The 25530-nt window shown below is 74.1% G+C and carries 18 protein-coding genes; 17 read left to right on the top strand and 1 reads right to left on the bottom strand.

Going from position 1 to position 25530, the window contains the following annotated elements:
* The first annotated feature begins 67 nt into the window (after positions 1 to 67).
* From ABTZ58_RS09010 to ABTZ58_RS09065, 12 genes are all read left to right on the top strand, one after another.
* Positions 68 to 1045 carry an ABC transporter substrate-binding protein gene (locus ABTZ58_RS09010; protein WP_351352375.1) on the top strand — a complete coding sequence of 326 codons (978 nt, stop codon included), beginning with the start codon at positions 68 to 70 and terminating at the stop codon, positions 1043 to 1045.
* Positions 1046 to 1149: 104 nt separating this feature from the next.
* The gene (locus ABTZ58_RS09015) at positions 1150 to 2286 is read left to right on the top strand and encodes a FecCD family ABC transporter permease (protein WP_502996041.1); all 1137 of its coding nucleotides are present in this window, start codon (positions 1150 to 1152) and stop codon (positions 2284 to 2286) included.
* Positions 2287 to 2297: 11 nt separating this feature from the next.
* Complete coding sequence (locus ABTZ58_RS09020; RefSeq protein ID WP_351352378.1) at positions 2298 to 3290, top strand: FecCD family ABC transporter permease; 993 nt, start codon at positions 2298 to 2300, stop codon at positions 3288 to 3290.
* A 20-nt stretch (positions 3291 to 3310) separates the two neighbouring features.
* A complete protein-coding gene (locus ABTZ58_RS09025) occupies positions 3311 to 4132 on the top strand; it encodes an ABC transporter ATP-binding protein (protein ID WP_351352381.1) in 822 nt (273 codons plus the stop codon).
* A gap of 58 nt (positions 4133 to 4190) precedes the next feature.
* The gene (gene amiA / locus ABTZ58_RS09030; RefSeq protein ID WP_240797855.1) at positions 4191 to 4304 is read left to right on the top strand and encodes a streptamidine family RiPP; all 114 of its coding nucleotides are present in this window, start codon (positions 4191 to 4193) and stop codon (positions 4302 to 4304) included.
* Between the two features lie 92 nt (positions 4305 to 4396).
* Positions 4397 to 5251, top strand: a complete 855-nt coding sequence (locus tag ABTZ58_RS09035; RefSeq protein ID WP_351352385.1) for a hypothetical protein — start codon at positions 4397 to 4399, stop codon at positions 5249 to 5251.
* Positions 5252 to 5481: 230 nt separating this feature from the next.
* Positions 5482 to 6963 (top strand): CocE/NonD family hydrolase, encoded by a 1482-nt coding sequence (locus tag ABTZ58_RS09040; protein ID WP_351352727.1) that lies wholly within the window; start codon positions 5482 to 5484, stop codon positions 6961 to 6963.
* Entirely contained in the window at positions 6960 to 8339 is a 1380-nt protein-coding gene (locus ABTZ58_RS09045; protein ID WP_351352388.1) for a YcaO-like family protein, read from the top strand. The genes ABTZ58_RS09040 and ABTZ58_RS09045 overlap by 4 nt, the downstream gene beginning before the upstream one ends.
* 11 nt (positions 8340 to 8350) lie before the next feature.
* The gene (locus tag ABTZ58_RS09050; protein WP_351352391.1) at positions 8351 to 9967 is read left to right on the top strand and encodes a nitroreductase; all 1617 of its coding nucleotides are present in this window, start codon (positions 8351 to 8353) and stop codon (positions 9965 to 9967) included.
* Positions 9964 to 11703: an ABC transporter ATP-binding protein/permease gene (locus ABTZ58_RS09055; protein ID WP_351352394.1), complete on the top strand. Its 1740-nt coding sequence runs from the start codon at positions 9964 to 9966 to the stop codon at positions 11701 to 11703. Before ABTZ58_RS09050 ends, ABTZ58_RS09055 begins: the two co-directional genes overlap by 4 nt.
* Positions 11700 to 13460, top strand: a complete 1761-nt coding sequence (locus ABTZ58_RS09060; protein ID WP_351352397.1) for an ABC transporter ATP-binding protein — start codon at positions 11700 to 11702, stop codon at positions 13458 to 13460. The genes ABTZ58_RS09055 and ABTZ58_RS09060 overlap by 4 nt, the downstream gene beginning before the upstream one ends.
* Before the next feature lie 163 nt (positions 13461 to 13623).
* Complete coding sequence (locus tag ABTZ58_RS09065) at positions 13624 to 14010, top strand: gas vesicle structural protein GvpA (RefSeq protein WP_351352400.1); 387 nt, start codon at positions 13624 to 13626, stop codon at positions 14008 to 14010.
* Between the two features lie 84 nt (positions 14011 to 14094).
* Here ABTZ58_RS09065 and ABTZ58_RS09070 read toward each other — a convergent pair whose 3' ends face one another.
* Entirely contained in the window at positions 14095 to 17541 is a 3447-nt protein-coding gene (locus tag ABTZ58_RS09070; RefSeq protein ID WP_351352402.1) for a CARDB domain-containing protein, read from the bottom strand.
* A gap of 497 nt (positions 17542 to 18038) precedes the next feature.
* On the opposite strand from ABTZ58_RS09070, the gene ABTZ58_RS09075 reads away from it, so the two are divergent.
* The 5 genes from ABTZ58_RS09075 (at position 18039) to ABTZ58_RS09095 (ending at position 25509) form a co-directional block, all read left to right on the top strand.
* Positions 18039 to 18632, top strand: coding sequence for a helix-turn-helix domain-containing protein (locus ABTZ58_RS09075; protein ID WP_351352405.1), 594 nt, complete (start codon positions 18039 to 18041; stop codon positions 18630 to 18632).
* Between the two features lie 127 nt (positions 18633 to 18759).
* A complete protein-coding gene (locus ABTZ58_RS09080; RefSeq protein ID WP_351352408.1) occupies positions 18760 to 19644 on the top strand; it encodes a class I SAM-dependent methyltransferase in 885 nt (294 codons plus the stop codon).
* A 421-nt stretch (positions 19645 to 20065) separates the two neighbouring features.
* Entirely contained in the window at positions 20066 to 21250 is a 1185-nt protein-coding gene (locus tag ABTZ58_RS09085) for a carboxylate-amine ligase (RefSeq protein ID WP_351352730.1), read from the top strand.
* Between the two features lie 267 nt (positions 21251 to 21517).
* The gene (locus ABTZ58_RS09090) at positions 21518 to 23302 is read left to right on the top strand and encodes an N-acetylglutaminylglutamine amidotransferase (RefSeq protein WP_351352410.1); all 1785 of its coding nucleotides are present in this window, start codon (positions 21518 to 21520) and stop codon (positions 23300 to 23302) included.
* A complete protein-coding gene (locus tag ABTZ58_RS09095) occupies positions 23275 to 25509 on the top strand; it encodes a prolyl oligopeptidase family serine peptidase (RefSeq protein ID WP_351352413.1) in 2235 nt (744 codons plus the stop codon). Before ABTZ58_RS09090 ends, ABTZ58_RS09095 begins: the two co-directional genes overlap by 28 nt.
* Positions 25510 to 25530: the final 21 nt, after the last annotated feature.

Genomic DNA, 25530 nt, shown 5'->3' on the forward strand with positions numbered 1-25530 from the left:
GTCTGGTGAAAACGATTATCATGTATCTTCGGTGCGTTCCCGATACCTGAAAAGAGCGAGGGCATCGATGCTGCGCGCACCGTCGAGATTCGTCCGTAGTTGGATCACCGCAGCGGTGGTGGGTTCCGTCCTGGTCGGCTGCGGCTCGTCGTCCGGAGAACCCGCGAGCGACAAGGCCGGGCCGGCGACGAAGACCGACGTCACCGTCGAACCGATCAAGGCGTCCACGGAGGTGACCGACACCAACGGCGTCAAGGTCTCCCTGAAGAAGGAACCCGAGCGGATCGTCTGCCTGTTCGCGCTCTGCGACGACATCCTGACCGAGCTGGGGATCGTCCCGACGGCCACCAACAGCACGTTGCTCGCCCACCCGGACTTCCTGGGCGAGGAGAAGGCCAAGGAGGTCGACGTCATCCCCGGCGGATTCATCGCCCCGGAGGTGGAGGCGATCCTCTCCCACAAGCCCGACCTCGTCATCGGCCTGGGCGACACCCACGGCAAGCTCGCTCCGGCGCTCAAGGGCGCCACGACGTTCTGGGCCATGCAGCCCGAGACGTGGCAGGACAGCGTCGGCTACCTGCGCGATCTGGCCGCGCTCACCGGGCGCACCGCCGAGGGGGAGAAGGCCGAGAAGACCTTCCGGACCAAGCTCGCCGCCGCCGAGAAGACGCCCAGCGACAAGACCGCTCTGATCATCTACGGCAGTGACGAGAACTTCGGCGTCGCGACCCCGGAGTCCGACGTCGCCGCCAGCCTCTTCCCCAAGATCGCCGACTACCCGTGGAAGTCCCGTGGGATCGAGGGCAGTTACAGCCTCGAGGAGATTCTCGCCCAGGACGTCGACGTGCTGTTCGTCGAGACTCTGAGCTTCGGCGACGCGGACGGCAAACTGTCGGAGAAGCTGGCCGACAACCCCCTCTGGAGCAAGATCCCGGCGGTGCGGAACGGCGACGTCCACGAGGTGAACCCGGAGGTGTGGGCCAAGGGCCGCGGCACCCGCTCGCTGGGCATCGTCCTCGACGAGGCCACGGCCGCGCTGCGGTGAGCCCGCCCCTCTCGGCGCCCGGCGCGGCGGATCCCGCCGCGGCGGGCGGACAACGGACGTCGCCCGGCGCCCGCAGGGGCCAGCCGCTCCTGGTGGTCGTCCTGCTGGCCGTCTCCGCGATCTGCGCGCTCAGCCTCGGCACGCCCTACGTCCCACCGCACCGGCTGCTCGCCGCGGTGCTGGACGGGGACACCACGCTCGCCGGGATCGTCGTCACCGAACTCCGCGTACCCCGCGTGGTCCTGGCCCTCGTCGCCGGAGCCTGTCTGGGGGCGGCCGGGCTGGTGCTCCAGGAGGCGGTGCGCAATCCCCTGGCGGTGCCGGAGATGCTGGGCGTGTCGTCCGGTGCCGCGCTGGGGGTGGCCGCGCCGCTGGTACTGAGCCTGTCCCTGCCCGCCGTCGCCCAGCCGTTGCTGGCCATCGGCGGGGCCGCGCTCGGCGGCGGGCTCACGCTCCTGGCCGCCGGGCTCGGCCGCAGTCCGTCCGCGGTGCTGCTGACCGGCGCCGCGGTGGCGGCCGCGCTGCAGGCCGCGTTGCTGGTGCTGATGGTCATGGCCGACCAGTTGGACCTCCAGCTGATCTACCGTTACCTGCTCGGTTCCCTGTCCGCTCGGACCTGGGACGACGTGGCGGGTCTGTGGCCGTGGCTGCTCGTCGCGGCCCCCGCCCTCGTGCTGTGCGCGCCTGTGCTGTCGGTGATGCGGCTGGGCGACGAGGACGCCGAGGCGCTGGGGGTGCGCGCCCAGCGGGCCCGGCTGACGGCGCTGGCCATCGCGGTGGTGCTGATCGCCCCGGTGACGGCCGTGTGCGGGCCCGTGGCGTGGGTGGGCTTCCTCGCCCCGCACCTGGCCCGGTGGTTCGCCCCCGCGGCGGGAGCGGTGCGCTGGCTCGGATGGTCCGCCGCCTGGGGCGCGGTCGTCGTGATCGTCGCCGACGTCCCGGCCCGCCTGGCGCTGGCGCCCGTGGAGACCCCGGCCGGCGCGTGGACGGCTCTGCTGGGGGTGCCGGCCGGTGTCGCGCTGATGCGGTCGGGCGGACGCGGCCGGGCCACCCGGCGCCGGCCGGCACCCTCGGCCGCGCCGGGCGATGCGCTGCCCGGACAACGGAAGGCGGCGCCCGGTGCGCCGAGCCACGTCCCCGGCCCCGGGGTGCCGGACGGCGTCGATGGAGAGGAGTCCCGGTCCGGTGGGCCCAGCGGTGGCGCTTCCGGGACGACGACCGGAACGGAGGACGTACGGTGACCCGGCGATTCATGGCTCTGGCGGCCCTGGCCGTCGTGTGCGCCGGTGTGGAACTGGTGGCCGGACGCGGTATGTCCCCGGGCGTGGCCTGGGACGTCCTGAACGGCGGCGGTGACGCGACGGAGCGCCACATCCTGTTCCAACTGCGCCTGCCCAGACTGCTGGTGGCGCTCTGCGCCGGTGCCTGTCTGGCCGTCGCGGGGCTGGTCCTGCAGTCCGCCCTGCGCAATCCCCTGGCCGGGCCGGAAGTGACGGGCGTGACCCCGGGTGCGGTGCTCGGGGCCGTCACCGCGACCGCGCTGGGACTCGCCGGGTGGGACTCGCCCCTGGCCGTGGTCCTCGCCGCGTGCGCGGGCGGGTGCGCCGGAGCGGCACTGCTGTGGCTGCTCGCCGGCCGCGGGCGCGGCGACCCCGCGCAGACCGCCGTGCACGGGGTGCTGGTGTCGGCGGTGCTGGGCGGTCTCACCGCCATGGTGCTCCTGGTGGAGCCGGGCGAACTCGGCAGCGTCGTCCAGTGGCTGGTGGGCACCACGGAGGGCCGGGTGTGGCAGCACTGGCATCTGCTGTGGCCGTGGGCCCTCGCCTGGGGGGTCGCGGCCTGGCTGCTGGCGGGGCCGTTGACCCTGCTGCGCTGCGGGGACGACATCGCCCTGGCCGCCGGCCTCTCCGCCCGCCGGGCCCGGACGCTGGCCCTGCTGTGCGCGGTGGCGCTGACGGCGGGCGCGGTGGCGGCCGTGGGAGCGCTGGGCTTCGTGGGGCTGCTCGTCCCGCATCTGGCCGTGGCCGTGTTCGGGGCGGACCTGCGGGTGGGTCTGCCCGGCGCCGCCCTGCTGGGCGCGGTGGTGGTGTGCGGGGCGGACGCGGCGGCGCAACTGTCCTCGCGGCTGCTGGCGCAGGCGCTGGACTCCGGACGGCTCACCCTTCCGGTCGGGGCGCTCACCGCCTGCCTCGGGGCCGCCTTGCTGCTGCTCGTCGTCCGCCGCACGCCGAGCCGTTCGTTCTGACGTCGAATCGAGGACAGAGCATGACCGAGTCCGTGGGGATCCACGTCGAGGGGGTCCACTTCGGCTACCCCGGGCGGCCCGTACTGCGGGGCGTCGACCTGACCGTCCGGCCGGGCGAACTGACCGCCCTCATCGGCCTGAACGGCTGTGGCAAGTCGACCCTGCTGCGGCTGGCCGCCGGGCTGCTGCAACCGGACGCGGGGCGCGTCCGGCTCGGCGGGGACGACCTCGCCCGGCTGTCGCGGCGCGCCACGGCCCGGCGGGTGGCTCTGCTGCACCAGTCCGCTCCGTCCGTACCCGGCATGACGGTGCGTCACCTCGTACGCCAGGGGAGATACGCGGCGCGCGGGCCGCTGGGCATGCTGCGCGAGGGCGACGACCCCGTCGTGCGCCGGGCCCTGCGGGACGTCGGGGTGGAGGAGTGGGCCGACCGCGACGTCGACGCGCTGTCCGGAGGCGAGCGGCAGCGGGTGCGGCTCGCGATGGCGCTCGCCCAGGACACGCGTGTCCTGCTGCTCGACGAGCCGACCACCTACCTGGATCTGCACCACCAGCTCGACGTGCTGCAGACGGTGGTCCGCCTGCGCGAGGAACGCGGGCTCACGGTGGTGATGGTGCTGCACGACCTGGCGCACGCGGCCCGCTTCGCCGAACGCGTCGTGGCGCTGCGCGACGGCCGTGTGGTGGCCGACGGACCGCCGGCCGAGGTCGTGACCCCCGCGTTGCTGGCGGATGTGCTGAAGGTGGCCGGGCGGGTCGGCCGGGACCCCGAGGGGGGCTGGCCGGTGTGTTACCCAGATCACCCTCTCCCAGCTCTAGAATATGAAAATCAGATTCATTAGTGTGGCGTCTGCGGCGCTCAGTCGAACGCCGTAACTCCCGTATGAACAAGGAGAGTTCATGGACAACGAGCAGATCTTCACGCCGATCGCCGACCAGGGGCAGCTGGCCCACGCCTCGGCTTCCCACTCCAACGCGCTCGTCGAGAACCCCTTCGACGACAACGAGGAGTAAGCGAGGGCCTACCCACCCTCGACCGTGGGCCCGCCCGTTGCCTTGCGGGCGGGCCCACGCCCATCCCCGAGCTTTCCGTCAGGAGGATCACCGTGTCCCGCAGCCGACTCGTCCCCGGCGTCGAGGTCGTCGCCGTACCCAGGCGAGGGCTCGCCGTCCGGACCCAGGAGGGGGAATTCCTCAGCGTCAGGACGGCAGGCGCCGACGAGGACGTCCTGCTCTCCCGGCTCACGGGCGCGACCACGGGCCCGGTGGGCGAGGAACTCGACCGTGTGGTGCGGGCGTTCGAGGAGGCCGGCTACCTCGCGCCGGAGCCCCAGGACGCGCCGTGGCCCGCCGCTCGCCGGGACATCAGGGTCCTCGGCGACCCGGTCCTCACCGAACCGCTCGCCGCGCAGCTGGCCGCCCTGGGCGCCCGGCCCCGCACGACCGGGACCGCCCCCGCCGCGGGCGCGTCACCGGTGGCCGTCGAGGACCTGCTCGACGGAGACCCCTCCGCGGTCGTGTGGTGCCTCGACGGCCCCGTGCCCGACGGGCTGTGGGACGCCGCCGACCGCCTGCCCTCCCACGGCGTCGCGTGGCTGCGCTGTCACCGCGAAGGGTGGCAGGCGTACGTCGAACCGGTGGCCGCGGCCCCCGGCGACGTCACCTCGGCGCACGTCCGCTCCCGCCGGCTCGCCGCCACCGCCGCCCACCGCGAACTGGCCGCGTACTGGAGCGGGCCGCGCACCTCCGGCGGGCCGGCCCGGCTCACCCCACCCGCCGCCACGCTGCTCGCGGCGCTGCTCGCGGACGAACTCACCCGATGGGCCACCGGCGCCCCCGCCCCGGCCGGCCTCCCGGCCCGGCGCCGGCTCCGCCGCGTGGACCTGCGCACCCTGACCGTCACCGAACACCCCGTCCTGCCGGTGCCGGACGTCGCACCGATGCCGAGGAAGGACGGATGAAAGCCGTCAGTCCGGCTGATGCCGGGGAAGGGCGGACCGACGCGTCCGGCACGGCCGTTGGCGGGAAGGGGCGGTCCAAGGCCTTCGGCAGGGCCGTCGGTGTGGACGGACGGATGAAGGCTTTCGGCAGGGCCGTCGGTGTGGACGGACGGATGAAGGCATTCGGCAGGGCCGTCGGTGTGGACGGACGGATGAAGGCTTTCGGCAAGGCCATCGGCGAGGACGGACCGATGAAGGGCTTCGGCACGGCCGTCGGGGAACTCGCCACCGACGTGGTCCTCCCGGCCGGCGACGGTCCCTTCCCGGCCGTGCTGATCCGCACCCCCTACGACCGCACCCGGCACGGCGCCGAGGCGCTCGGCTGGGCCCGGCGCGGCTTCGCCGCCGTCGTCCAGGACGTGCGCGGCCGGTTCGCGTCACCGGGGGAGTGGCATCCGTACGCGCACGAGGACGCCGACGGCGCGGCGGCCGTGCGCTGGATCCGGCGGCAGCCGTGGAGCGACGGCCGGCTGGTGGCCGTCGGCGCCTCCTACGCGGCCCACTGCGCCCTCGTCCTCGCCCTCGACGTGCCCGAGGACGCCCGGCCCGACGCGGTCCTCGCGGCCGTGCCCGCCCTCGGTCCGGCGGAGACGGCCCGCGAGACGTCCGGCGTGGAGCGGCTGCTGTCCCGCGCCGGATGGTGGGCCGCCCACGGTGACCGGCCCGACTCCGACGAACAGGCGCTGGACAAGGCCCTCGCGGAGGACCCCGGCCTCCTCACCCACCTGCCGCTCACCGGCCTGCCCGAACGGCTGGGCCGCGCCCTGCCCTCCTGGGTGGGCCTGTGGCGCCACCGCGACCGCGGGCGCCTGATCGCGCGTGCGGCGCACGCCGCCGTACCCCTGCTCGCGGTGGGCGGCCACCACGACCACTTCACCGAGGACACCGTCGCACTGTGGCAGGCCTGGGCGGGACCCTCGGCGCGGATGCTGCTGGGCCCCTGGGGGCACGGCCCCGGCAGCACGCCCGGACCCGACGCCGGCCCGGCCCACCGGATCAACCTCGGCGCACTGTATGTACGTTGGGCACGCCGCGCCCTGAACGGCGAACTCGCCCCCGGCCGCCACGGCGCCCAAGGCCTGGGCGGGGCCGACCTGTGGCTGCCCGCCGGTACGGACGGCGAACCGCGCGCCCGACGGCCGCGGCTGCTGCGCGGAGCCGTCTTCACCGCCGACCCCGAACGGCCCGTGCGCTCCGACTCGTTGACCGTGCCCGACGACGGCCCGCCCGACCGCTGCCTGCTGGTCACCCCGCCGCTGCCGCGTCCCCTCGACCTCGTCGGCCCCGTGCACGTCCACCTTCGGGCCACGGCCCACACGCCGTCCGCCGACTGGGCCGCCCGGCTGGTCGCCCTCACACCGCAAGGGGCCGCCGAGCGACTCGCCGTCGGGATCGTCCGGCGCGCCGAAGCGGCCGGACGCCAGGCCGCGTTCGCCATCGGCCTCGGCCGGATCGCGCGCCGGCTGCCCGCCGGGACCCGGCTGCGCCTGGAGATCACCGGACACCACTTCCCGGCCCACGCCCGCAACCCGCACACCGGGCACGACCCGGTGGCGGCCACCCGGCTGCACGCCTCCCGGCGAGAGATCGATCCGGACAGTGTGGAGCTGATCCTGCCCGTGCTCCCGTCCCGCCCCACCCCCGTCGACCCCGCGGAGGAGATCCTGAGATGACGACGCTGCCGCTGGAAGCACTCGTCGACCCCGTCTGCGGCATCGTCCGCAAGGTGGAACCCGTCGAACACCCCGCCGGCGCCCCGCCCCGGTACACCGCCCTCACGGCCGAGATATCCGATGCCCGCAGACACGGGCTCTGGCCCGCCGACCGGGTCTCCCTCGGCACCACCTTCGGCGACCCGGCACAAGCCCGCGTCGCCGCGATAGCCGAAGGGGTGGAACGCTACTGCGGCAACCGCGTGCCGCCGCCCGGCCACCCCGACGCCCCCGTGCGGGCCACCGCCACCGAACTGGCCGACAAGGGTCTGCGGCTCTACGGCCCGGGGGACCTGCCCGCCTACGCCGACTGGCAGTACGCCCGGGAGAAGTTCCCCTACCGCCGGCTGACCCCCGGCACCCCGGCCCTGTGGACCCGCGGCAGCGAACTGCTGCCCGGCGGCGGGACGACGGAGGTCTGGGCGCCCGTCGCGCTCACCCACCTCAACTGGCGCCAGGGCGAACTGCGCGAGCTGCCCCGCACCCACCACCTCAACTACGCCGGGATCGCCACCGGACAGGGCTTCGACGACGCCGTCGAACGCGGCCTGCTGGAGATCGTCGAACGCGACGCCCTGGAGTTGTGGTGGCATCTGGACGGCCCGGCCCGCGGCATCGACCCGGCGAGCGTGCCCGGCCTCGCCGAGGACCTCGCCGGCTCCGCTTTCGACGTCCACATCGTCGAGATGCACTCGGAGTTCGCCCCCTGCATGGCCGCCCTCGTGCACGACCCGCGCCTCGGCCTGTACGCCGCCGGCTTCGCCTGCAAGTACGACCCGGCCGAAGCCGCCCGCAAGGCCGTCCTGGAAGCCGTCCACACCTGGGTCTTCACCCAGGGCCTGACCGACCCGGACGGCTGGGTGTTCCAGGCCGTGGAGGCCGGGCTGCTCGCCCGCGGGCTGTACCTCGACCACCGGGCCGACGGCCGCTACCTCGACGCGTGCGGCGGGCAGTTCGAGCACGTACGGGACCTGGGCGCACACGTGCAGGTGTGGCTGGACGCCAGGATGGCCCCCGAGGCCAGACGGTTCACCGAGCCCGCGCTCGGGACGGTGTCCGTCGACGAGATCGAACCCGGCAGCCGGCAGCGGCTGGACGCCGTGCTGCAGGCCGGCGGCCACCGTGTCATGACCTTCGACCTCACCACCGAGGACGTGGCCGAGACGGCCCTGCGCGTCGCCCGGGTCCTCGTCTCCGGACTGCTGCCCAACGCCCCGGCCGCCTTCGGCTACTTCGGCTGCCCGCGCCTGGCCGAGGCCGCCGTCACCCGAGGATGGCGCACGAGCCCGCCGAGCGCGCCGGAGGACTTCACGCTGGCGCCTCCGCCGCACATGTGAGGGCCGCAGCCGTGGAAGACCTCCGCGAGGACCGTCCCGTGGACCTCGTCGCCGCCCTCGCCCGCGCACGCTCCCCGGAGCCACCCGGGCCCGACACACCCGCCGGGCAAGCGGTCCGGGCCTGGCCCGGACCGCCGCGCCCCCTCGCGCAGGCGAGCCCGACCGGCCTCGACCTGGGGATGCTGCTGCGTCTGTCGCTGGCCGCCGCGGACGACACCGGACGCCTCAGGCCCGTCTCCTCCGCCGGTGCGCTGCACCCGGTGGACACCCAGCTCGTCGTCGGCGCGGGCTGCTCCTTGCCGCCGGGCCGCTACGGCTATGACCCGCTGCGTCACCGCGTCCACCGCCTCGGCCCGCAACCCGAGGGCACACCGCCGGGTGTGACGGCCGAACTCTCCGTCACCGCACGGCGCACTTCCTCCCACTACGGCCACCGAGCCTGGCCGCTGCTGCTGCTGGACACCGGGCACGCCGCAGCGGCCCTGTTCCTCGCGGCCCGCGCGCTGGGCACGGACGAGCCCGAGGTCCGGTTGGACGGTCTCACCGAGACCCCACTGGCCACCGTGCACATCCCACCGCCCGGCGAGCGGAGCCCGGCGCCCCCGGACGCGGGCACGCGCGTCCCGCCCCCGGACGACGGCACTCGCGTCCCGTGCCTGGATGACGGCGCCGGCGTCCCGCACCCGGATGCAGGCGCCCGCATCCTGCACCGGGACGCAGGCACTCGCGTCCCGCACCCGGACGGCGGCGCCCGCGTTCCGCACCCGGATGGCGGCATCGGCATCCCGGGCCTGGATGGTGGCACCGGCGTCCCGCGCCTGGAGGGTGGCACCGGCGTCCCGCGCCTGGAGGGTGGCACCCGCGTCCCGCGCCCCGACGGCGGCGCCCGCGTTCCGCACCCGGATGCAGGCGCCCGCGTCCCGGGCCTGGATGGTGGCACCGGCGTCCCGCGCCCCGACGGCGGCGCCCGCGTTCCGCACCCGGATGCAGGCGCCCGCGTCCCGGGCCTGGAGGGTGGCACCCGCGTCCCGCGCCCGGATGCAGGCGCCCGTGCCCCTCGCCCCGACGGCGGCACCCCCGTCCCGGACTCGCAGGCGGGGGTGGGTCCGCCCACCCCCGCCGAGCTGCTGGCGCGCCGCAGTACCCCACCACCGATGCCCGGCACCCCGCCCCGGGACGCCCTGCGGGCGGTCCTCACCGCCGCCGCAGGGGCGGGCACCGGCGACCTGCGCTGGTGCGCCGCGGTGGGCCCGCCACAGCCCGCCCTGGTGGCACTGTCCGCCGACGGCACGGCCCTGCGGCGGATCGCGGCCGGAGAGGCCCGCCCGACGCTCGCGGTCTGGGCGGCGGGCCAGGCGTGGCTCGCGGACGCGGGCGCCGTCCTGCTCGCCCGCGGCTGTCCCGCGGACGCCGACGCCCCGCACATCCGCCGCGCCCACCTCCGGGCCGGCTTCGCCGTCCACCTGGCCCATGTCACCGCCCAGCGCCACGGGCTGGCGGCCCGGCCCGTCGGCTCCTGGCAGCAGGCGGACCTCGGCGCCGCCCTGGGAGCCGCCCCGGGCCGGGACTTCGTCGTCCACGGACTGGCCCTCGGCACCTGTCACGCCGACGAGGAGAACACCACGTGATCGTCCACCCCGAACTGCGCCGCGCCGCCGGACGCGCCCGGCGCCCCCTGCTCGCGGCCACCCTCCTGCAGGGCGCCGTCACCCTGACCCACCTGGCGCAGGCCGCGCTGCTGGCCCTCGCGCTCGCCGACCTGGCCCGCGGGGACACCGGCCGGCTCCCGTGGCTGCTGGCCGCGGTGCTCACCGTCGTCGCCGCCCGCGCGGGACTCTCCGTGTGGCAGCGGCGCACCGCCACCCGTGCCGGGGCCGCGGTCCGGGTGGCCCTGCGGGACGAACTCCTAACCCACCTGGGCAGGTTGGGCTCCGCCCATCTGACCACCGCCCGGGCCGGAGCCGTGCGCACCACGCTCGTCGACGGGGTCGAGGGCGTCGACGCCTACGTCTCCCGCTACCTGCCCCAGCTCCTGATCACCCTCACCGTGCCGCCCCTCGTACTGACCGCCCTGACCGTGGTCGAACCGTGGGCACTCCTCGGCCTGGTCCCCGCCCTGCTGCTGGCCCTCGCCGGGCCGCGCGCCTGGGACCGGCTCCTGGCCGCCCGCGGCAAGGAGCACTGGGACACCTACGAAGGGCTCGGTGCCGACTACCTGGAGGCGCTCCAGGGCATGCCCGCCCTGCGTGCCGCCGGCGCGGTCGCGCGCACCCGGGCCCGCCTGGAGGAGCGGTCCGCCGCGCTGCACCGCGCGACCGTCGCCAAACTGCGGGTGTCCCTGGTCGACACCGCCATCACCGACCTGGCCATCCAGGGCGGCACCGTCGCCGCCGCGCTCCTGGCGTGCTGGTCGGCCGTCACCGGTTCCACCACGGCGACCGGCACCTATCTGGTGCTGCTGCTGGCCTCGGAGTGCTTCCGGCCGGTCCGCGACCTGGCCCGCGAATGGCACGCCGGGTACCTGGGGGTGTCGGCCGCGGACGGCCTCGCGGCCCTGCGCACCGCGGAGCCGGCCGTCCCCGACACCGGAGAGACCCCCGCCCACTGGACGGCCCCGCCCGAAGTGCGGTTCGACGACGTCCGCTTCACGTACGACGGCACACCGGCGCCCGTCCTCGGCGGCGTCTCCTTCACCGCGCAGGCGGGACGCACGACGGCGATCGTCGGCCCTTCCGGCGCGGGCAAGTCCACGCTGCTGGCCCTGCTGCTGCGCCACCACGACCCGCAGGAGGGCCGCATCACGCTCGACGGGCGCCCCACCACCGCGTACACACTCGACTCGCTGCGGCAGGGCATCGCCGTCGTCTCGCAGGAGACCTACCTCTTCCACGCCACCATCGCCGACAACCTGCGCCTGGCCCGGCCCGGCGCCACCGACGACGACCTGACCCGGGCGGCGCGCGTCGCCGGCATCCACGACGAGATAGCGGCCCTTCCCGACGGCTACGCCACCGTCCTCGGCGAACGCGGCGCCACCCTCTCGGGCGGCCAGCGACAGCGACTCGCCCTCGCGCGGGCCCTGCTCGCCGACGCCCCGGTGCTGGTCCTCGACGAGGCCACCAGCGCCGTCGACGAACGCCGCGAAGCCGACATCGTCCGGGAACTGACGAACGCCGCGCGCGGCCGGACCGTCCTGGTGGTCGCCCACCGGCTGGCCGCCGTCCGGCACGCCGACCGCATCGTCGTCCTCGACGAGGGACGGGTGGACGCCATCGGCGCGCACGCCGACCTGGTGGAGGCCGGTGGCGTCTACACGCGCCTGGTCCACGCCGGCCGCGCCCACCGAGGAGAACTCGCCGCATGAGCACCACCGCCGCCGCCACTACCGCCACCACCGACGCCGACGTACCCGCGCGAGGCGCCCTGCGAGCCCTCCTGCCCGCCCTCGCCGCACACCGCGCCATGACGGCCCGGACCTGCGCCGCCGCTCTCCTCGAACAGGGCTCTCTCGTCGCGCTGCTGACCCTGGCCGCGCACACCGTGGGGACCGCGGTCATCGAAGGGCGGGCCCCCTCGGCCACCGCTGTCACCGCGCTCGTCGCCCTGGTCCTCGTCCGCGCCCTGACGACCTGGCGGGAGATGGACCTCTCGCACGACCTGGCCTACCGGGTGCTGGCCGTGCTGCGGGTGCGCGTCTTCGACGGACTCGCCCGCAGCGCGCCCGCCCGGGTGGCGGGCCGGCGCAGCGGCGACCTCGCCGCCACCGCCATGGCCGACGTGGAGGCACTGGAGTTCTTCTACGCCCACACCACCGCCCAGCTCCTGGCCTCGGGAACCGTCCTCACCGGCGGGTCCCTGGTCCTCGCCGTGGTGGAACCGTGGCTGCTGGCGGCCGTACTGCCGGTCGCGGCCCTGCTCGCCGCGGCACCCTTCGCCGACGCCCGCACCCGCGCGGCACACGGCGGCCGCACCCGCGCGGCCACGGCGAGGTTGTCGGCCGACACGGTGGAGACCGTCGACGGACTGCGCGAACTGCTCGCCTTCGGCCGGCTCGCCGCACGCCGCCGCGAGCTGGCGGACCGCGGACGGCAGGTGGGCGACGCGCAGCGCGCCGAGGCGACCTGGGAGGCGGTCGCCGCCGCGGTTCGCGACCTCCTCATCGTGGCCGCCGTCCTCGGCGTCGTCGCCGCGGCGGCGCAGTCCGTGACCTCCGGACGGCTGCACGGCGCGTGGGCCCCGGCGGCGATGGCCCTGGCCCTGTCCGTCCTCGGCCCGGTCGCGGAATCCGCCCGCGCCCTGAGCCAGGCCGTGACCCTGCGCGCCGCGGCCGCCCGTGTCGGCGCGGCCGTCAAGGCTCCGGCACTCGCCCCGCCGCCCACCGCGCCCCGCCCCCTGCCACCGGGGCCGCTGGGCGTCCGGCTGCAGGGCGTGCGGTTCGACTACGGCGGACAGCCCGTCCTGGACGGTGTGGACCTGACCGTCCCTCCGGGGCGGACCCTCGCCCTGGTCGGTGCCTCGGGCGCCGGCAAGTCAACCTGCGCCCACCTGCTGGCCCGGTTCTGGGACCCCTCCCGGGGAGAGGTGCAGCTGCTGTCCGGTCACGGCGAGGCCGTGGACGTCCGGGACGTGAGCGACCCCGAACTGCGGCGCGCGGTCGTCCTCGTGGGACAGGACACCCCCCTCTTCCACGGCACCCTCGCCGAGAACCTGCGGCTCGCCGCCCCCGAGGCGGACGACGACGAACTCGCCGCGGTGGCGCGCCGGTGCGGTGTGGACCGCATCGCCGCGCTGGACACGCTGGTCGGGGAGCGCGGCGCCACCCTCTCGGGAGGGCAGCGGGCCCGCATCGCCCTCGCCCGTGCGCTGCTGGTCCGCCCGCGCGTCCTCGTCCTGGACGAGTCCACCGCCCACCTGGACAACACCGGTGACGCTCAACTGTCCGCCGCGCTACGGGAGGAGGGCCGTACCACGATCGTCATCGCCCACCGGCCGGCCACGATCCGCCGCGCCGACCGCATCGCCGTCCTCGACCAGGGCCGCATCACGGAAGAGGGCACCTGGGAGACCCTCACGAGCGATCCCGCCAGTGCCCTCAACCGCGTACTGGCCAGGCCCTCCTGACCACGCGAAAGGGCGGCTGCGGACCGCCGCGTCCCCTTTCGGAGGGTCGTACGTGCGTTTGATGCGGCGAATAGCGGTCATTCGCATGCCAAGCCTGCCCCAGGCAGGGCAGCGCCGAAAGGATCACGCGGAGAGACGACGCAGGCGACGAAGGGTGAACGCGATGACCGTCGCGACGCAGCAGGGTGGCGGGGGCGGTTCCAGCGGCCTCTACGACGTTCTTGAACTCATCCTCGACCGCGGGCTGGTGATCGACGCGTTCGTGCGCGTCTCCCTCGTCGGCATCGAGATCCTCAAGATCGACATACGGATCGTGGTGGCCAGCGTGGACACCTACCTGCGCTTCGCCGAGGCGTGCAACCGCCTCGACCTGGAGGCCGGGCCGCGCAAGCCGGCCGGGCTCACGGACCTCGCGGGAAAGGTCACCGAGTCCGGCGCCCGGGGCAAGACCAAGGGAGCGCTGTCCGGTGCGGCGGAGACGATCGCCGAGGCCTTCCAGCAGGCCCGTGACGAGGGCCGGGAACGGCAGGGCGCACGGCGCCGCACCTAGCGCCGCGGCAGGGAGGCGATGAGGACGGTCGCCGCACCGGCGACAGGCCTCCGGCCCCGGTCGAGGGGGCCGGAGGCCGTGGGCTCAGTGCTTCGTACGGGCCGCGGACGCCCCGTTGGGTGTGCCGGTGATGGTGAACTGGGAGCCCGGCTCGATCAGTACGCTCCCTTCGGCCGAGTCGGTGATCGTCACGTTCGTCAGGGTGGCACTGCCTCGGGCCCCGCTCATGGCGAGGATGCCGGAGCCGTTGTTGGAGCCGTCGATCCGGACATCGGTGATCTTCACGCCCGGCATCGCGCCGCCACCCGTCTTGAACTGGATGCCGTCGTACGTCGAGTCGAGGATCTCGGTGTCACGGATGGTGACGCCGGGGATGTCCTGTCCCTGCGCGAAGAGGGTGATGGCGCCGAACTCCTGGGCCTCGTTCCAGAACGCGCCGCCGGTTCGGTGCAGGGCGTTGCCGGAGATGAGGGTCTGCCCGGAGAACGGCAGGGGGTCGTGGTCGGTGGCGAGCATGATGCCCGGGTAGTTCATCGTGTCGGCGACGACGTTGTTCTCGATGGTGTTGCCGTAGCCGCCGTACACCGCGATGCCGTTGGCCCGCCACGGCAGTTGGACCGTGTTGTTCCGGAAGTGGTTGTCGTGGCCGATGTCCACCGAGGTGTCCTTCACGTACTTGCTCGACCAGACGGCGAGGGCGTCGTCCCCGGTGTTGCGGAAGGACGAGTTGTACACGGTGGAGTTGCGGGTGCCGTTGGCGAAGTTGATGCCGTCGGCGTAGGTGTTGCGGATGCGTACGCCGGAGAACTCCAGCCCGTCGCCGGGGCCCCACAGTTCGGGGATGTTGGAGTAGTCGCGGCCGGCCCACACGCCGACGTTGGCGTGCTCGATCCACACGTTGGTGATCTTCGTGCCCTTGCCGAACCGGCCGTTGAGGCCCACCCCGCCCTCGGCGTTGCCGTCGCCGCCGCGGATGGTGCCCGAGCCGAAGATCGCGATGTCGGAGATCTGGGTGTTGTGGTCGATGTCGAAGCCGAAGTTGCCCTCATGGGGGTGGTTGATCCCGCCGGCCTGGTGCGGCGGGGTGAGCGTGTAGAGCTGGGAGTGCCACATGCCCGCACCCCGGACGGTCACGTCCCGGATGCCGACCTGGTTGAACTGGCCGCGGTTCAGCGGGTCGTCGGTGAGGATCTTCTGCTCCTGGCGCCACTGCCCGGCGGGGATCCACACGCAGGAGATCTGGCCGTTCTGGTCGGCGGTCACCGCCCGCTGGAGGGCGTCGGTGTCGTCGAGTCCGTCGTTCGGGACGGCCCCGTACTCGGTGATCGAGGTGCAGTTCGCCGGTTTCTCGGCCGGGGGCGCGACCTGCTCCAGGTCCACGAGGTCGATGACGTGGAACGCCGCCGTGTCGCCGGCGTCCCGCTGCAGACGGAACTTGGTGCCGGCGGGGTAGGTCTGCGTCAGCAGGGCGTGCGACTCGTCGAAGAGCCGCCGGGCGTCGCCGCCGGGGGTGTTGGTGAGCCCTTCCGGGTCGTCGGTCCTGCCGTACAGCCAGCTGTGCTTCGACGAGAGCGTGAGTTTGCGTACGAAGGTGCCGTCGGCGTACAGGCTGATGGTGGCGTCCGCGCCGCCGCCGCGTGCCGCGTCCGGAACCGAGTTGCGCACCACGAGGGAGTTGGCGGGCGCGGTCGAGGTGAACTCGACGAACTGTCCGGTCGCGTCGAGCCGGACGGACTTGCGGCCCGAGGACTCGGTGGCGAAGTTGGTGTGCCCGAAGGTCCGTTTGGCGTCGGCGGTGAGCAGCGTGCCCTGGTAGCGGCCGTCCTCGGCCTCCAGCTCGGTGTACGGGACGGCGGCGCCCCGGCCGACCACCAGCGACTTGGTCAGCACGTTGTTGTTCTCGTTGGTCTCGTCGACGACTCCGGTGGCGTCGGCGGTCGCGGCCAGGGTGACTCCGCCGCTGGTCGCCCTCCACGTTCCGGCGATCGCCACGTTCACGGTGGCTCCGGCCGCCACCTGACCGGTGGTGCCGTCGAGGGTGGTCGAGCCGGCCTGGAGCCTGGTGACGGAACCGGCCGCCGCGGCGCTCGTGCCGCGGTTGTGCACGGCCACGGTGAAGGAGACGGGTGAGCCGGCGGCCGGGTCGGCCGGGTTGGTGGTGATGCCCCTGACTTCGAGGTCGGGGCCCGGCGCCCGGCCGACGACCAGCCGGGTCGCGGCGGTGCGGCTGTTGTTGCTGTCGTCGAGTTCGGCGACCGTGCCGCGTGGGTCGACCACGGCGGAGACGGAGTAGTCGCCGGCCGGGCGGGTGCCCGCCGCGACGGCCACGGTGGTGGACGCACCCGGGTCGAGCGCGGGGACGTTCCCGCTGCCGGCGACGGTGCCTTCGAGGCCGGCCTCGACGGTGGTGGCGGCCGAGCGGGCCGTGCCCGCGTTGCGCACGGTGGCGCGCACGGTCACCGCGTCCCGCTCGGACGGGGCCGAGGGCGTCCAGTCCAGGCCGGTGACGGTCAGATCCGGCGCGGGCGCGGCCGTTCCGACGACCTGGAACTCGGCGACCTGGCCGCCGGGAGCACCGGTGTTGGAGAAGAAGCGCAACCGTACGTCGGAGGCGCGGCCGCTCACCGGGATGGTCACCGAGTTGTTGTCGCGGGACGGGCTGAAGGCGTAGTCGGCACGGTCCTTCAGCGAGGTGAAGCCGCTCGCGGAGTGCGCACGGCCCAGCACCTGGATGCCCTGGGTCCGCGGACCCCAGACCGGGTCCGGGTTGAGCCTGACCACCACCGCCTCGATGTCGGCGTCGGCGCCGAGCTTGACGGTGAGGTCGGAGGGGTGGCCGGCCGCCTCCCAGTAGGTGGACGTGGAGTCGTCGGTGGCGTTGGCGGCGACGAAGGTGTGGACCGACGAGGTGGCCTCGGCCGGCTTGTTGCGGGCCAGGTTGGTGCCGGCGGGCGGAGGGGTGGTGCCGCCGTCGTCGCCGTGCACTTCCAGCTCGGAGAGCTGGGCGGCGTTCCAGCCGGTGTTCCCGGTGATGTGGACGCGGACGTGGCGCGTCGTGGTGGGGGAGGAGAGGTCGACCTGGACGGTGTTGGTCCGGGCGGGGTCGAACGTCCGGTCCGTGGAGGCCGAGAGCGTGCGGAAGCCGGTGCCGTCGGCGCTGCCCTGCACCGACAGCGTCTGCTTGCGGCCCTCCCAGGCGGCGGGCAGTTTGAGCACCACCCGGTCGATCGTGCGGGTCGCTCCGAGATCGACCTGGACCCACTGCGGGAACGAGCCGGCCGGCCCTTCCCAGTAGGAGGCCTGGACGCCGTCGGTGACGTTCACGGCGGTGTAGCCGCCGTTCGAGCCGCCCGCCGTGGCCGGACGTCCCAGCGCGAGGTTGGCGTCGGCCGCGGCAGCGGTCCCCCCGGTGTCGGCGGGATCGGCGGCATGGGCGGGTGACGAGAAGGCCAGTGGTATCAGCCCGGTGGTCGTGAGCGCGGCTATGACGGCACCGGTCACTGACCGGCGGCCGAGGGGTCTCCATCGCATGAGGTCCTCAGTTCCGTGGGGTGCGGGAGCGCGACAGGCCGGAGGGGTGGTGCAGGGGGAGACGATCTCCACTGCGGATCGCGCAGGGCTTGTTCGCGATTTCAGATGATCGGTCGATTTTTTGCGGAAACCTCGTTCAACAGATTTCTAGCGGGCCTCTGCTTTGTCAACGGCCCCGGAAGAAGCGGTAGTTCGCCCGCAAGCCGCTTGCGGTACTTGCGGGCGCTTACGTGTTTCCTCACGGTCCGTACGAGACCACCTGCCAGCGGGAATGGGCGCGCAACCCGAGACGAGGGTCCGAACGAGCGCGTGGCAGCGCTCAATTGGCGTTCCTCATCTGCAATGCGGTGACTGATCGACGCAAATTTGCGTGCGCACGCCCCCGGGGAGTGGTACTCCTGGGCGTCAGGCCCGGAGAAAGAGGTCAGGGGGCGATGCCGCCCTGCGAGTCCCACGACGCTCCGCCCGCGTTGCGGTCAGGGCATACAATCTTGCTCATGACGCAAGAACCCGAGGATCTGGACAGCCTCGTACGCAAACGCATCCGCGCTCTGCGGGTGGCGCAGGGCTGGTCGCTGGAGGAACTGGCCGGCCGCGCGAACCTCAGCCAGTCCTCGCTCAGCCGTATCGAGAACGGGCAGCGCCGCCTCGCCCTGGACCAGCTCGTCACGCTCGCCCGCGCTCTGGACACCTCGCTCGACCAGCTCGTCGAGACGGCTACCGACGATGTCGTCATCAGCCCGACGATCGACGCGGCCCAAGGGCGCATGCGCTGGCCCGTGAAGGGCGACCCGGGCATGAGCGTGGTGCGCCAGCGCCTGGTCGAACCGCCACCGGAGAACCCGGCGCGCATGCGTGCCCACCCCGGGCGCGAATGGCTCGTCGTCCTGTCCGGCACCGCGATCCTCATGCTCGGCCACCGCCGCTTCCGCATCGAGACCAACCAGGCGGCCGAGTTCCCGACGATGATGCCGCACGCCATCGGCGTCGCCGGCGGGCCCTGCGAGATCCTGGGCATCTTCGACCGTGACGCCCGCCGGGGCCACCAGAACGAGGATCCGGACGGCGGCACGAAACGGAGCCCCGCGTGACGACGCGTCCGCGAGACGGCCTCGCCCAGGTGCGGCACCTTGCGCGGTGCGCAACGGCCCGGGCCATCACCTTGCGTTGATCGGGAGAGGTCGTGCTCCAGGCGCATGAACGTCCTACGGTGAAGGCATGACTCACGCCCACCCGCACCACCACGCCTCGCCCCCGCACCACCACGCCTCGCCCGGCCCCGACCAGCAGTACGGAGCCGGCGGCCAGGCGGACATCCTCGACCTGGATGCCGAGGTCCTCGCCGAACACACGGCCTCCATCACCGCATGGCTCCCCGTGGAGAACGCTCCTCGCCGGATCGTGGACCTGGGCTGCGGCACCGGGGCGGGTACCTTCGCCCTCCTCGACCGTTTCCCCGACGCACACGTCACCGCCGTCGACAACTCGTCCGAGCATCTCCGGCGCCTGCGCTCCAAGGCGTGCGCCCGCGACGTGGAGGAGCGGGTGCGTACCGTGCAGGCCGACCTCGACGCCGTCGGATGGCCCGATCTCGGCTCACCGGATCTCGTGTGGGCGTCGGCCTCGATGCACCACATGACTTACCCCGACCGCGTCCTGCGCGGCGTCCATGACCTGCTCGCGCCGGGCGGCCTGTTCGCCGTGGTGGAGCTGTCCGGCTTCCCGCGCTTCCTGCCCCCGAGCGCTCCCGAGGACCGGCCCGGCCTGGAAGAGCGCCTCCACGCCGTCACCGACCGCATGCAGGCCGCACACATGCCCCACCGCGGCGCCGACTGGGCCCCGCTGCTCGCCGACGCCGGGTTCACGGTGGAGGGCCACCGCACCATCACCGCGACCATCACCGGTTTCGGCAACGCGGCCGTCAGCCGCTACGCCCTCAGCGGCCTCCAGCGCCTGCGCGGCGCCGTCGTCGAGGCACTCTCCCGCGAGGACCTCGCCGCGCTCGACCGGCTCCTCGACACCGACAGCCCGTACAGCGTCCTGCACCGCGACGACCTGACCATGCGCACGGAACGCACGGTCTGGGCGGCCCGCCGCACCTGACGCCCGACGCTCCGCATCCGCCACCGCCGCCGCGGGCAGCGACTGTTCGCCAGGTGCCCGATGACCGACGGGGGGAATGGCCACGGCCGGGTGGCGGTGGCTGCACAGCCTTGGCGGTCGGCGCGGGACGCGGTCCGGGGCCTGTGAGCGGCGCCGGGCCCCGGTCGCCGCTCCGGTCCGCCTCCAGCCCTCGGCTCCCGCCGGAAACGCCTCATGGTTGGCGGGGCAACGGGTACTCGGTGACGACCAGGGGGCGGCTGTGCCGTGCTCATCTGTGGGGTCGGAGTGACACCTGAGCAGTTCTGGGCTTATCCACGAGTGAGCTGGGAACCCGCAGGCTCACAGCCGCCCATCGTCCAGGGCCGGGTCTCGTACCCCCCCCTGAGGGCAGCGGCTCGGATCCCTAGGAGTGACTGTGAGCATGCGTATCGGGGTGGAGGAGGAGTTCCACGTCCTGGAGGTGGAGAGCGGACTGCTCGTGCCACGCGCCGACGCGATCCTGCGTCGGCTTCCCCGGCAGACCTTCACGACGGAACTGCACCAGTGCACGGTGGAGACCAACAGCGCGGTGCACACGTCCTTGCACGATCTGTACACGGACCTCGTCCGACTGAGACGGCGGTTGGACGCGGCGGCGTCCTCGCAGGGGCTGGCCGTGGTGGCCGCGGGGACGGCCCCGCTGGCACCCGCCGCCGCGGCGCGCCCCACGGCCGACGCCCGCTATCACCACATGGCCGACGAGTACCGCAAGGTCGCCGACGAGCAGCTCATCTGCGGCGCCCAGGTCCACGTGGACGTTCCCGACCGCGACACCGCCGTACACGTCATGTGCGAGGTCTCGCCCTGGCTGCCCGTGCTGCTGGCCGTCTCCGCGAGTTCGCCCTTCTGGCAGGGCGCCGACACGGGGTACGCGAGCTGGCGTTCCATGGTGTGGCAGCGCTGGCCCACCGCGGGTCCGGCCGGCTGTTTCGCCGACGCGGCCGAGTACGACGCGGCGGTGGAGGACTTCATGCGGGCCGGGGTCATCAGCGACCCGGGCATGATCTATTACGACGTCCGCCCCTCCGCCCGTCTGCGAACGCTGGAACTGCGCATCTGCGACGCCTGTCCGCGTGCCGAGACCGTCGTGCTGATCGCCGGACTCTTCCGCGCCCTGGTCACCGAGGCCCGCGAACGGCTGGACAGGCGCGGCCCCGAATGTCCCGGAAAGCACGAGTGGCTGCGGGGCGCGAGCTGGCGTGCCGCCCGGTCCGGGCTCGAAGGCGTCCTGGTGGACCCCGAGACCCACCGCGAGGCACCCGCGCGCCAAATCCTGCGCAAGCTGCTCGTCCGGCTGCGCCCCGCGCTGGAGGCCCACGGGGACTGGCACACCGTCCGGGAGCTGGCCGAGGCGGTCCTCGTGGACGGAAGCGCCGCCCGGCGCATCCGCCGTACGGCGCAGGAGGAGGATCTCCTCGGCTGCGTCGACCTGCTGATCGCCGAGACCCGCGGCGAACGCGCACACCGCCGGTCCACGCCGCCCGGCCGCGGGCTCGCCCCGGCCGTCGCAGCGCGCGGACCGCACTCCTCCGCAGGGTCCGGGACGCCGGAGGCCGTCGGCCCCTGATGAGCGGTACGTGTCAGGGAAGCGCCACCGGTCCCGCAGTCCCCGCGCGCGGTGTCCCCGCCCGCAGGCGCTCGCCGCCTCGGCGTCACGGGCGTCGCGGCCCTCTCGGATCGCGCCGCCCCCCCCCGTGCGCCCTGCCCCGTGGCAGCACGTGTTCCTGTCCCCGTGCAGAAAGGTTTTGATCATGTTGTGCAGCACCGCCCCGATACCGACAGGAGGGCGGATACCGCCGGTGCCCGCCGGTTTCCGGAAGGGAGGCGGGACGTCATGTGCGGTCTGAGTGGGGAGATCCGCTTCGACGGCCGGCGGCCCGACCTGGCGGCCGTCGGGCGCATGACCGACCGGCTCGCCTCCCGCGGGCCCGACGGTCAGGGCACCTGGACGCGCGGCGCGGTGGCGCTGGGACACCGGAGACTGAAGATCATCGACCTGTCGGACCGGGGAGGGCAGCCGATGACGGACGCCCGGGGAGAGGTCACCGGCGTCTTCAACGGCTGCGTGTACAACTATCCCGAGCTGCGGGAGGAGTTGCGCCGCCTCGGGCACCGCTTCGAGTCCACCTCGGACACGGAGGTGGTGCTCAACGCCTACCTGCAGTGGGGAACCTCCTGCGTCGAGCACCTCCGCGGCATGTTCGCCTTCGCGATCGTGGAGCACCGCACCGGCCGGGTGATCCTCGCCCGGGACCGCCTTGGCATCAAGCCGCTGTACCTGGCGCAGACACCTCACCGGCTCCGGTTCGCCTCCACGCTGCCCGCCCTCCTGGCCGCCGGCGACGTAGACACCTCCCTCGATCCCGTCGCCCTGCACCAGTACCTGAGCTGGCACGCCACGGTCGCCGCGCCGCGCACCGTCCTCAACGGCGTGCGCAAGCTCCCCCCGGCCACGGTGCGGGTCGTCGAACCGGACGGCACCCACGAGGACCACTGCTACTGGCAGCCGTCCTACACCCGCCGGGCGGAGTACGACGGCATGAGCCCGGACGAATGGCGGGACGCGGTGCTGGACGCGCTGCGCACGGCCGTGCGCCGCCGCATGGTCTCCGACGTACCCGTCGGGGTGCTGCTCTCCGGCGGACTCGACTCCAGCCTGATCGTCGCCCTGCTGGCCGACGAGGGCCAGCGCGACCTGATGACGTTCAGCGTCGGGTTCGAGACGGAGGGCGGTGAGAAGGGGGACGAGTTCCTGTACTCCGACCTCGTGGCCCGGGAGTTCGGCACCGACCACCGCCGGATGATGATCCCGTCCGAGCGGGTCTCCACGGCGCTCGACGGGGCGGTCGCGGCGATGAGCGAGCCGATGATCAGCCACGACACGGTCGCCTTCTACCTGCTGTCCGAGCAGGTGTCCAAGGACGTCAAGGTCGTGCAGAGCGGGCAGGGCGCCGACGAGGTCTTCGCCGGCTACCACTGGTACCCCCAGCTGGCCGACGTCTCCCGCGAGGGCGAACCGGAACGCTACGCCGAGACCTACTTCGACCGGTCGCACGCCGACCTCGCCGAGATCCTGCGACCGGAGCTGCTGCCCGACGCCGACGTCTCGGGCGACTTCGTCCGCAGTCACATGGCGGTACCGGGGGCGCAGACCGCGCTGGACGCCGCACTCCGCCTCGACACGCACGTGATGCTCGTCGACGACCCGGTCAAGCGAGTCGACAACATGACCATGGCCTGGGGCCTGGAGGCCCGCGTGCCCTTCCTCGACCACGAACTGGTCGAGCTGGCGGCGGCCTGCCCGCCGGAACTGAAACTGGCCGACGGCGGCAAGGGCGTACTGAAGGAGGCGGGCCGCAAGCTCCTGCCCCGCGACGTCGTCGACCGCCCCAAGGGCTATTTCCCGGTACCGGCCATCCGGCACATGGCCGGACCCGTCCTGCAGCGGGTACGCGAGGCACTCGAGGCACCGGAGGCGAAGCAGCGCGGCCTGTTCAACGAGCCGTACGTCGCCAAGCTCCTCCAGGCGCCCGACGAGCACCGCACCAGGCGGGGTGCGAACGCCCTGTGGCAGATAGCTTTGCTGGAGATATGGCTGCAGAACCACGGAATCAAGTGACCGATCACCCGGCCGTGCGGGAGGTGGACGGACCGCAGCCGGTCCTCCCCGCCCCCGGGACACCCGGCCCGGCCCCCGCGCCGCTCCGGGACGGCCGGGCACAGGACCGGCCGGGCACCTCCGAGGCCGCGGCCGCGCCGGCTTCCGTCGCGCTGCCCGAGGCGGCCGGCCCCGCGGACGCCGTGACCCGGCTGCGCGCGCACGGCTGCTGGTACCCCTCCGCCGACGCCGACGGCACCCACGCGGCCTTCATCTGCGACCGGGGCGGCGTCCCCCAGCTGTGGGCCGCACCCGTCGGCAGCGACGAGGTGCGCCTGCTCGACTCCTCACCGGACCCCGTCAAAGAGGTGTCCTGGTCACCGGACGGCCGCTGGATCGCCTACACCACCGCGCCCGGCGGGGGCGAACACACCCGGGTGCTGTGCGTCCGGCCCGACGGCACCGGCCGCCGCATCCTGGCCGGGGCCGACCCGGCCAGTTCCGCCTACCTGGGGTGCTGGGCGCACGACGGTTCGGCCGTCGCCGTCACCGTCGCGGACCCAGCCGTCGTGCCGCCGGGCCTCGCCGGGCAGCCCGTGCCCGACCACGGCCCGGCGGACGGCCTGTACGCCGGGGCCCGCCCGCGGGGCGACTGGGCGGACCGGGACGGGCACGCGACCCTCCTCGGCCCGGCGGCGTACGATCCCACGCCGAGGACGGCGCCGGACGGAACGCCGGACGGCACCGCGGCTCCGGCGGCCCGGCCCGGCGGCGGCCTGTCGGTCTACCTGATTGATCCCGACGGCCTCGCGTCCCCCGTGCTGCTCACCAGGGAGGCACACGCGGCCTCCCTGCGCGCGTGCGACCTGAGCCGTGACGGCCGCTTCGTCCTGCTGCGCCGCGGGCCGCGCGGACGGCGCGAGGCGGTCGTCCGCCGCACCGGCGACTCGGCGACCACCTTCGCCCTCCCGGTCGCCGACGGTGACCCCTGGATCGGACGGTTCTCCCCGGACGGGCGGACGCTGTGGCTGCGCAGCGACGCGGAGCGGGAGCACGCGGCGCTCCTCGCCGTCGCCCTGGACGGCGAGGCAAGGCCGCAGCGCACGTCCGTCGCGGCGGAACGCGACGCGAGCGACCTCGAACTCCTCGCGTTCGCGCACGACGGCCGTACCGCCGCGCTGGCCTGGAACGTGCAGGGCGTCAGCGAGCTGGAACTCGTCGAGACCTTCCCCACCGGGCACGCTCCCGACGGCAACGGCCCGGCACGCCCCCTTCCCCTGCCCCACGAGGTCGTCACCCGCGTGACCGCCGCCGGAGCCGGGCGACTGCTGCTCGCCCTGTCCGGATCCCAGCGCCGCCCGGGTGTCTGGTGGGCCCGCGAAGGCGTCTCCACCCTCCGCACGCCCTGGTCAGCCCGGGACGAGGACGCCGTCCCGCCGGGCCGCCCACCGGTACGTCCCGTGCCGCTGCGCCTGACGGCACGGGACGGGCTGCCCCTGAGCGGCTGGTACTACAGGGCCCCGGGGCGCGCCGCCGACGAACCGGCACCGTGCGTCATCCACCTGCACGGCGGGCCGGAGGAACAGGAACGCCCGGTGTTCCACCCGCTCTACCACGAGCTGCTCGGGCGCGGCCTGGACGTCTTCGCCCCCGACGTCCGCGGTTCCCTGGGCCACGGCCGGTCGTTCGTCGACGCGGACCTGGGCGCGGGCCGCTTCGCCGCGTTCGACGACGTCGCGGACTGCGCGGCCCACGCGGTCACCGCGGGCCCCGCCGATCCGACGCGGCTGGCGGTCATGGGCCCTTCGTACGGCGGCTATCTGACGTTCGCCTCCCTCGTGTGGCACCCGGATCTCTTCCGCACCGGCATCGCCGTCTGCGGCATGTCGGACCTGCTGACCTTCTTCGCCGGCACGGAGCCCTGGATCGCCGAGTCCGCGGCGCACAAGTACGGTCACCCGGAGCGCGACCGCGAGCTGCTGCGCGCGCTGTCACCGATGAGCCGCATCGAGGCGCTGCGCGTCCCCGTGCTGGCCGTCCACGGCGAACACGACACCAACGTGCCGCCGGGGGAGTCCCGGCAGTTCGTACGGGCAGCGCGGGAACGGGGCATCCACGCCGAGCTGCTGACCCTGCGCGACGAGGGCCACGACTTCCTGCGCGCCGACAACCGGCGCCTGTTCCGCCGGGCCGCGGCGGACTGGATGGAACGCCACCTCCTGGGGTGACCCGGGCTGCACCGGCCGGGC

The sequence above is a fragment of the Streptomyces sp. NPDC094143 genome (assembly GCF_040303825.1).
GTDB lineage: Bacteria > Actinomycetota > Actinomycetes > Streptomycetales > Streptomycetaceae > Streptomyces.

Excerpts from the sequence above, each read along its gene's own strand:
- ABTZ58_RS09010 (WP_351352375.1), top strand. The coding sequence starts at position 68 with ATGCTGCGCGCACCGTCGAGATTCGTCCGTAGTTGGATCACCGCAGCG.
- ABTZ58_RS09020 (WP_351352378.1), top strand. The coding sequence starts at position 2,298 with ATGGCTCTGGCGGCCCTGGCCGTCGTGTGCGCCGGTGTGGAACTGGTG.
- ABTZ58_RS09025 (WP_351352381.1), top strand. The coding sequence starts at position 3,311 with ATGACCGAGTCCGTGGGGATCCACGTCGAGGGGGTCCACTTCGGCTAC.
- amiA (WP_240797855.1), top strand. The coding sequence starts at position 4,191 with ATGGACAACGAGCAGATCTTCACGCCGATCGCCGACCAGGGGCAGCTG.
- ABTZ58_RS09040 (WP_351352727.1), top strand. The coding sequence starts at position 5,482 with ATGAAGGGCTTCGGCACGGCCGTCGGGGAACTCGCCACCGACGTGGTC.
- ABTZ58_RS09045 (WP_351352388.1), top strand. The coding sequence starts at position 6,960 with ATGACGACGCTGCCGCTGGAAGCACTCGTCGACCCCGTCTGCGGCATC.
- ABTZ58_RS09060 (WP_351352397.1), top strand. The coding sequence starts at position 11,700 with ATGAGCACCACCGCCGCCGCCACTACCGCCACCACCGACGCCGACGTA.
- ABTZ58_RS09065 (WP_351352400.1), top strand. The coding sequence starts at position 13,624 with ATGACCGTCGCGACGCAGCAGGGTGGCGGGGGCGGTTCCAGCGGCCTC.
- ABTZ58_RS09070 (WP_351352402.1), bottom strand. The coding sequence starts at position 17,541 with ATGCGATGGAGACCCCTCGGCCGCCGGTCAGTGACCGGTGCCGTCATA.
- ABTZ58_RS09075 (WP_351352405.1), top strand. The coding sequence starts at position 18,039 with ATGACGCAAGAACCCGAGGATCTGGACAGCCTCGTACGCAAACGCATC.
- ABTZ58_RS09080 (WP_351352408.1), top strand. The coding sequence starts at position 18,760 with ATGACTCACGCCCACCCGCACCACCACGCCTCGCCCCCGCACCACCAC.
- ABTZ58_RS09085 (WP_351352730.1), top strand. The coding sequence starts at position 20,066 with ATGCGTATCGGGGTGGAGGAGGAGTTCCACGTCCTGGAGGTGGAGAGC.
- ABTZ58_RS09090 (WP_351352410.1), top strand. The coding sequence starts at position 21,518 with ATGTGCGGTCTGAGTGGGGAGATCCGCTTCGACGGCCGGCGGCCCGAC.
- ABTZ58_RS09095 (WP_351352413.1), top strand. The coding sequence starts at position 23,275 with ATGGCTGCAGAACCACGGAATCAAGTGACCGATCACCCGGCCGTGCGG.